Raw genomic sequence first — 400 nt, 5'->3', positions numbered from 1 at the left:
GAAATGGCGTATGGTGCCACCTGTAGTGGAGGGCGAGAGCGTCAATTCATTTAAGACTGTCGCACCCGGTAGGAGCGACCCACTAAAAACAGCTGGTCGCGTGCTGCGCACGCAAATCCCGGGTGAGGCAAAGCTTTTGTAAAAAGACAATCGCTCGCGCAGATCAGGCTCCCTGGGGATTGCGATTGTACTTTTGGAATGGCAAGCGAACTCCGCCGACGACATACTGGTCGACGCGGAGACGATCGGGGGCAGCAAAGCCGACTTGGCCGGCAGCAGTAACCACATCATCCTGGTCTACCCCGTCGCCGCTAACACCAAATCCACCGACTAATTTGCCTGACGTATACAGCGGCGAACTTCCGGGAAAAAATACCACGCCGTTTTGATTGGCTAGCGC

General features: G+C 55.8%; 1 protein-coding gene. It reads right to left on the bottom strand.

The window, feature by feature from the left end; genetic code table 11:
- Window positions 1-163 precede the first annotated feature (163 nt).
- A partial coding sequence (locus I6F37_RS43225) for a heme-binding protein (RefSeq protein ID WP_225154867.1) occupies window positions 164-400 on the bottom strand: 237 nt, incomplete at its 5' end.

The organism is Bradyrhizobium sp. NBAIM08, assembly GCF_020193935.1.
In the GTDB taxonomy this organism is placed as follows: Bacteria; Pseudomonadota; Alphaproteobacteria; order Rhizobiales; family Xanthobacteraceae; genus Bradyrhizobium; species Bradyrhizobium yuanmingense.
This window is presented reverse-complemented; position numbering and strand designations above follow the sequence as displayed.